This is a genomic window from Longimicrobiaceae bacterium, from assembly GCA_035696245.1.
GTDB lineage: Bacteria > Gemmatimonadota > Gemmatimonadetes > Longimicrobiales > Longimicrobiaceae > DASRQW01.
This window is the reverse complement of record DASRQW010000381.1, coordinates 1-7,401: the sequence shown is the minus strand read 5'-3', so window position 1 is coordinate 7,401 and position 7,401 is coordinate 1. Positions and strand designations below refer to the sequence as shown.

At 70.9% G+C, this 7,401-nt stretch carries 5 protein-coding genes; all 5 read right to left on the bottom strand.

The genetic code is table 11. The annotated features are described in order from the left end of the window. Positions 1–95: 95 nt before the first annotated feature. Positions 96–821, bottom strand: coding sequence for a hypothetical protein (locus tag VFE05_17255; protein HET6231827.1), 726 nt, complete (start codon positions 819–821; stop codon positions 96–98). 470 nt (positions 822–1,291) lie between these two features. Next, on the bottom strand, positions 1,292–4,102 hold the full coding sequence (locus tag VFE05_17250) for a M14 metallopeptidase family protein (protein ID HET6231826.1): 2,811 nt from the start codon (positions 4,100–4,102) through the stop codon (positions 1,292–1,294). Positions 4,103–4,834: 732 nt separating this feature from the next. Next, on the bottom strand, positions 4,835–5,077 hold the full coding sequence (locus tag VFE05_17245; GenBank protein ID HET6231825.1) for a twin-arginine translocase TatA/TatE family subunit: 243 nt from the start codon (positions 5,075–5,077) through the stop codon (positions 4,835–4,837). Between the two features lie 312 nt (positions 5,078–5,389). Continuing rightward, positions 5,390–5,839 (bottom strand): thioesterase family protein, encoded by a 450-nt coding sequence (locus VFE05_17240; GenBank protein HET6231824.1) that lies wholly within the window; start codon positions 5,837–5,839, stop codon positions 5,390–5,392. Between the two features lie 61 nt (positions 5,840–5,900). Next, a complete protein-coding gene (locus tag VFE05_17235) occupies positions 5,901–7,139 on the bottom strand; it encodes an aminoacetone oxidase family FAD-binding enzyme (GenBank protein HET6231823.1) in 1,239 nt (412 codons plus the stop codon). Positions 7,140–7,401: the final 262 nt, after the last annotated feature.

The window sequence follows — 7,401 nt, the reverse complement described above, 5'->3', positions numbered from 1 at the left end:
TTTACGTTAACCGGACAGTACTGCAACTGGATGCAAAACGATGCGGCCCGGGGATTCGCTCCCCGGGCCGCATCTTTATCTCCGCACTACCGCCTCTACCGCGGTGCGCCGGGAGGCGGCCCCGTGTTGACCTTCACGTCGCGGACGGTGATGGCGATCTGCGTCCCGCCGTCCGTCCCGTCGCCCGTGTCGGGCGAGAACGTCGTGCGGAAGGGGAGCACCAGCCCGGCGCCCACCGCTCGGTAATCGCTGAACCTTGCCACCACCGTCAGCGCCGACCCGGCGCCAGCCGCGCCGCCGAGCGTGAGCGACACCTTGAGCGGAAGGTACTCCTGTGGATCCAGGAACAGGCGTGCGTGCGAGTTGCGCACCTCCTCCGGCCGCCCGCCCAGCGGCATGCCGGGCGCCAGGTCGCCCAGGTCCGCGCCGTCAACCGTCAGCACCAGCGCCTGCTTGCCATCGGTCGCGCTGGTGCCTTCGTAGCGCATCTGCGCGGCGTGGTCGCGGAACAGGCGAAGCTGCTCGAACGGAAAGGGCGACGTGTGCGCCCGTGTCTGCCGGAGCGTGCCGTTCGCCCCGCGCGTGAACACCCGCGAGCGCCACGCATCTCCCGCGGGCCCGCCCATCCGCTCGAAGTACACGATCATCTCCACGCCCAGGACCTGCTGCGTGACCGTGTAGTTGCGCACGTCGCGCAGCCGCTGCTCCCACCGCGTCCGCGCCTGCGCCGCGACCTGCGCCGCCGTGGGCGCCTGCGCGGCCACCGGAGCGCCACACATCACCAGCGCCATTGCTCCCAGCGCGAGAAGTCGTGCTCTCATAACGGATTGCCCACGTAAGTATGAAGATCGAGTGAGCTCGCCCGGAGCGAGCCTGCGGTGGGACGATGGACGACGAGCATCCCCGCCGCCGCACGTCGTCCGATGCATACCCGCCGCCGCCCCGCAGAGTGCCATCCACGCCCACCAACCCGATGCGCGGCAATCACTAACCGAGCCTCTGACCTCGACGTCCCGCGAATGCGCTACGGCAGCAGGCCGCAGGCGGCCTTCGCGCTTTTGTAGCCCCGCGGGTTTACCCGCCAGGGCGATGCCGCCGTCACGATGCCGCGACCGTCACTCTGCCTTCGCCGAGATACGGCTCGGCCGACGGTCATCTCCTGCGGTTACTGCGCCCGTGCCTTCCGCATCGCCCCACATCGCCCGTCAACCTCCGGCATCGACCGGACGCTTGCCTCGTCCGCCAGCCCGTGCTCGTCCGATCACCTACAAACCGGTGCTCTGCCCAGCGCCTACTGGGCCCGCGGCTTCGCCATCGCCTCGTAGATCCCGTTGAACAGGAACTTGAACGTGCCGTGCGGCTGCGCGCGGAAGGTGATCTCCGGTCCGAACATCAGCAGGCGGCCGCGGCCCACGTCCGCCTCGGCGGCCGCGGTCGCGCCGTCCAGGTACTTCTGCCCCCACGCCCACCCGCTGCGCAGCGGCTCCGGCCCGTCGTACCAAGCCAGCCGCCGCACCCCGCCGTTCCCGCCGTCCGAGAGCAGCCGGAAGGCCGGCGACTCGTCGAACATCACGTCGGTCGCCCCGTCCATCCCCCACGCCGCGGCCGCCGTCGTGTCCACCCGCACCCGCAGCACCGAGCCGGGGATGTAGAACTTTTCGGCAGGCAGGTGGCGCTCCGAGGCGTCCGGGCCGCGCTCCACCAGCGCGTCGGCGACCGGCAGCCCCAGGTGCCGCCCCAGCACGGTGGACCCGCCCACGGTGATCACGGTCCCGCCCTGCTCCAGGAACGCCCGCAGCGCCGGCACCGTCCGCGCCACGCTCACGTTGCCGATGCGCGCGCGGAACTCCGCCGGCACGCTCGCCGGGTCCGGCATCCCGCCGCGGCCCGTGCGGTCGCGCTCGGGAATGGCGTCGCTGGGGAAGATCAGCACGTCGTACTTCTCCGCCAGGTTCCCCGCGTCCAGCTCCGGCGCGTACACCACCTGGAACGGGAACTCGAACTGCTCCAGCACGAAGCGCGTCCAGCCCGAGGGGATGGAGCCGCCGTACCGGTCCCACAGGCCCACGCGCACCGGCCGCAGCGGCACCGCACCCTCCGGCTGGCTGGGTACGCCGGTGAAGCTCACGCCCAGCTCGCGCGCCAGCGCCGCCACCCGCTCCCGCCCCGCGCGGGCGTCGATCACGAAGCTGCCCGCGGGGAAAGTGCGCCCGACCGCCTCGAACGGCGCCGCCGCCCGCGACACCGGGACGCCCGCGGCGAGCAGCCGGTTCGCCACGCGGAACGCGTCGTTCACCTTCGGCGACACCACGTACGCCTGCGTCGCCGCGGCGGACCGCTCGTCCACCACGCCCGCCGGCGGACGCGTGTCGAAGCCATCCACCTTCACGAACGGGCCGTCGAACGCGTCCAGCACACGATCGAAGCGCACGCCCATCTGGTACGCCAACGTCCAGCCCGCCAGGTCGTACGGCGGCGTGGGCGGCGCGCCGGGGTAGGGGAAGTCGTTCGGGTGGTCCTGCGGCTCGAACATGTCCAGCACGTGCGGGCGGAACGGCTGCGCCGTCTTCACCACGAACGAGCCCGCCGGGTAGCGCTTGCCCGCCACCGAGAACGGCGCCGTCGCGCGGTGCACGGTGATGCCCGTCTCCAGCAGCGCGTTCACGAACTTGGTCGCCGTGGGGAAGTCCGGCTGGTCCGCGGGGATCACGTAACCACGCGGGTCGCGCAGCGCGGGGCTGTGCATCACCGCCCAGTACCGCGCCGACGCGGCGGAGTCCGGTGCGCCCCGCATCTCCGGATCGCCGCCCTGCGCCTGCCCGCCCGCCGCGGTCCTCGCCGCACGGTCCGCATCCACCGCGCCGCGCGCCATCTCCACCACCTTGGGATGGATGGTCCACGAGTCGCGGCTGCCGCGGTCCATGCTCTCGCGGCCCATCCGGTAGATATCGTACAGGAACGTCTCGCGGTAGCGCGAGGCTAGGTCGAGCACCGCGTAGTTCGCCGTCACCTCGTAGTCGATGGACTGGCGGAAGTGCCACCGCTGCGGCGCGATGGGCAGCGGAAGGTCCGCCCGGGGAAGCTGCTGGCGCACCACGAAGGGGATCTGCATGGGCGTGGGGTTGCCGATGGTCTCCGTCAGCAGCCCCACCATGTTGTGGAAGTAGGTGATGGTGCGCAGCCCGCCGTTCCACCACGTCGAGTACGGCGCGCCGCTCCGCATCGTCACCCCGGGCTTGTTCTCCGCCACGAACCGGCTGTGCATCGCCGCGCCCACGAGGTCCAGCTTGGTCACGATGAGCGGGTCGAAGAAGTAGTTGAACGGATCGCGGAAGGGCGGCGCGAACATCACCGTGCCCGCCGGGCCGGTCTGGTGGTGATTGTAGACGATCTGCGGGAACCACTGGTGGAAGAGCACCCGGTTCATGTTCTTCGTCTCCGGCTGCGTGGAGGCGTAGAAGTCCCGGTTGTCGTCGTGGCCGATGTACTTCTGGTACAGCCGCGGCAGGTCGCCCGTCGAGCGCTTGAGCGGGTCCGGCTCGCGCATGTACCAGTCGGACACCAGGTCCATCCCGTCGGGGTTCGCGTGCACCAGCAGGACCACCACGTCGTCGCGGATGCGGCGCGTCTCCGCGTCCTCGCGGCTCACCAGCTGCCACGCCGTCTCCATCAGCTGCTGCGCGCCCAGCACCTCGTTCGCGTGCAGTCCCCCGTCGATCCACACCACCGCCTTGCCCCCGCGCGCCAGTGCGTGCGCCTGCGCCTCCGTGAGCCCTTCCGCGTGCGCGAGCCGTGCGGCGATGCCGCGGTAGCGCGCCAGGTTGCGCAGGTTGGCCGGCGAGCTGACGATCGCCATCAGCTGCCGCCGCCCCTCCGCCGTGGGCCCGATGTCCACCAGCTGCATGCGGTCGCTCTCCGCGTCCAGCTTCCGCCACCACGCCGCCATCTGCCGGTAGTCGGGCAGCTGGTAGTCGGCCCCGATCTCGTGGCCGAACTGCTCGCGTGGCGACGTCAGGTGCGCCTGCGCCGCCGCCGTCGCGGGTGCCAGGGCGAGCGCCGCGGCCGCGAGCAGGCGTACGGCGGGGCGGGAGGTGCTCGGCATCGTCTGCTCCTTCAGAGCGGGGTGGGGTCCGTCGGGGTGGGGAAGGGAAGGGCTGCCGGGGAATCGACAGCGGGAGCGGGAGCGTGTCAAGCATCCGGGGCACCGTAAGGCATCCTCGCGTGCGGGCCCGCTCCGGAGCCGGGCGGCGATACAGCCTGCCGCCCGTCTCCTCCGCGGGGTCGGCGAGCCTCCTCCTCCGGCGGGCGATACAGCCTGCCCGCCTCCGTCCGGGGTCTCCCCGCCCCGTCGTGAGCCTGCCGGCAGCACCGGCGCGCACGGACCCACCACGCCCGGCAGTCTCCCGCCGCACATCTCCATATGGATACTGCGGAACGGCGCTCGCCCGAAAATCGACTCGCTCTTCCGTTCCCCAACGCAGATGATCCGCCGGGCGCATGGAACGCCCGCGACCTGCGAAGGCCTTTCGGACCGGCCTCCTCTCGCCTCAATCTCTGGAGCGCCGCACGGCCATCAACTCCAATGCTCCAGCACTCACACGGAATTCTAGGCCTTCTCGGCGCCTCGTCCGAAGGACGACCGCAGTCCCCAGCCGGTGGTTTCATACCACCGGCGATACCTCCGGCCCGCGCCGATAACGAAGCGGCTGGCGCTTCCTCCTTCCGACGAAGTTGGGCGGTGACGCCAGCATCGACTGCCCGTCCCGCAAAACGAAAGGGACCCTCCGCGGCTGCGGAGAGTCCCTTCGGTCGGTCGGAGTTTCGGCGCGGGCGATCAGCCCAGGCGCTTGGGCTCGCTCTCGGTCGGCAGGGGCGTCGCAGCCGCCTGCGGCGGAACGGCCGGCGGCGTCTGACCGGCCTGGATCGAGTCCTCGTCCAACCCGCTGATCGAGCGCTTGAACTCGCGGATGCCCTTGCCCATGCCGCCCGCCACCTCCGGCAGCCGCTTGGCCCCGAAGAACAGCAGCATCACCGCGAAGATCAGAACCAGCTCGCCGAAGCCGAGACCGAAAGGCATGTTGCCTCCTAACGTCCAGAGAAGGTGCGGAGATCCGCAGGAATCGCATCTGAGAACCGCTCGCCCCCGGGATCTTCTCGGTCACCCGCGTGCGAGGCCCAGCCGGAGCGCGTCGAACATCCTGAACATAGCCGGAAGTGCCTGCCGCGACAACGCCACGCCACGCCGGAATCCCCCACGCGCACCGCCGTATCCGCACGGGCTGTGCCCACCCCGGCGCACGTCCTCGGTGGACCGCGGCCGCGCCGAGCTCACGAGCACCGCAGGCGCATCCACCCTCGGTCCGCACCTCCGGCCACGGGCCGCCGCGCGTCAGCGCGCCGAAGCCTCTAGCCGCTCGATGGCGGCGCGCACGGCATCCGGCAGCGGCGCCTTCCGGCCCGCGCCGTAGTCGTACGACACCAGCACGCCCCCGCCGTCCGCGGCCACCTCGCCCAGCTTCCGGCTCACCAGGCGGTACTCCATCGTGAAGCGGTCCTCCGACACCTCCGTCGCTCGGGCGCCCACCGACACCGTGTCCGGGTACGTGAGCGGCCGCCGGAAACGGCAGCTCGTGGACGCGAGGATCGGCCCCACGCCCGTCTCCTCCAGCGCCGCCTGGAACCCGATGCGGCCCAGGTACTCGATCCGCGCGCTCTCGAAGTAGCGGAAGAACACCGTGTTGTTCACGTGGCGGAAGAAGTCCATGTCCCCCCACGCCACCGGCATCTCCACCACCACCGGAAACCCCTTCAGCAGCTCCGCCTCGGCCCCGTCCGCCATCGCACCCATATAGTAGAGGAGAAAACCACCGTCGATACACGTCCTGGGACCCCACGTCAGATCACCGTCCCGCCGCTCCCAGCCCCGCCGCGCGCCCTGTCGCCCAAGCCCAGAAGAAGTTGTACCCGCCGATGGGCCCGAACGCGTCCAGGATCTCGCCGCACAGGAACAGGCCGGGGCACACGCGGCTCTCCATCGTGCGCGGGTCCACCTCCACCAGCGGCACACCGCCGCCCGTGACCTCGGCCTTCTTGTAGCCCTCGTCGCCCGTCCACGGCAGGCGGTAGCGCGTGAGCGCCTCCACCAGCCGCGCTCGCTCGTCGCGCCGCAGCTGCGGAAGCGTGCGCTCCTCGTCCACCCGCGCTTCCACGAGAAGCTGGTCCGCCAAGCGCGCCGGAAGATGCCGCCGGAGCAGCGCCAGCACCGTCCCGCTCGCCTTGCCCACCAGCAGCCGCTCCCACGCCGCCGCGTCCATCTCCGTCCACCGCACGAACACCGGCTGCCGGTCCGGCGTGGACTGCACCGCCGCGTGTGATACGTTGAGGACGGACGGGCCGCTGTAGCCTCGGTGCGTGAAGAGGAAGCCGCCGCGCGTCGTCAGGCTACCCTTCGCCAGCGGCGCCTCCATCTGTACCTCCAGAGAGATGCCGGCCAGCCCCGCGTGCACCGGCGGATCCGCCGTCAGCGGCGTAAGCGCGGGATACGTGTCGTGCAGCGTGTGCCCCAGCTGCCTCACGATCCGCATCCCCGTGCCGTCGCTCCCCGTCGCCGGCACCGACAGTCCGCCCGTCGCGATCACCACCGCCGCCGCATCGATCTGCCCGCCGCTCTCCAGCGCCACCCGCCACGGCTCCGTTTCGGTAGATGGGCGAAGCCCCGCCACCGCCGCATCGAATCCCAGTTCCGCCCCGCGCCTCTCCGCCAGGTCCAGCAGCCCGTCGCGCACCGAGCGCGCCTTGTTGGTGGACGGGAACAGCTTGCCCGAGTCCTCCTCCAGCACCAAGCGGAGGCCGACGTCCTCCTCGAAGAACCGGCGCTGGTCCGCGAGCGGCCACGACAGCATCATCTTCTTCAGCGTGTTGCGTGACGAGGCCGTGAAGTACTGCGCCGGGTCCACCTCCGAGGGCAGCACGTTGCACCGCCCGCCGCCGCTGATCAGGATCTTCCGTCCGCCGTCGCGCGTCCGCTCCAGCAGCAGCGTCCGCCGTCCGGTAGACGCCGCGAAGATCGCCGCCATCGTCCCCGCCGCCCCCGCCCCGATCACCACGATGGGAAGCTCGTCCGTCCGCTGCTGGGCCACTCGGTCACTCTCCATACTCATGTGCGCGCGCGTGCGAGGGCCACAGAATAGCCGCTCACCTTCCCACGCACCACGCCCGTTCCGGAGATTTGTAACAGAACCTTGACGTTCCTCCGCAGCGGGTGTATCATAGTGGCCCCTCGCGAAAGCCGGTGTGACGCGGCTGGGAAACGCGGAGCGATGGAAGAGGTGGGGAGGGGTTGACGGGTGGGGGTTGAGGGATTATTCTTTCGGGCTCCACTGGAGATGGAAGGCGGGGGTC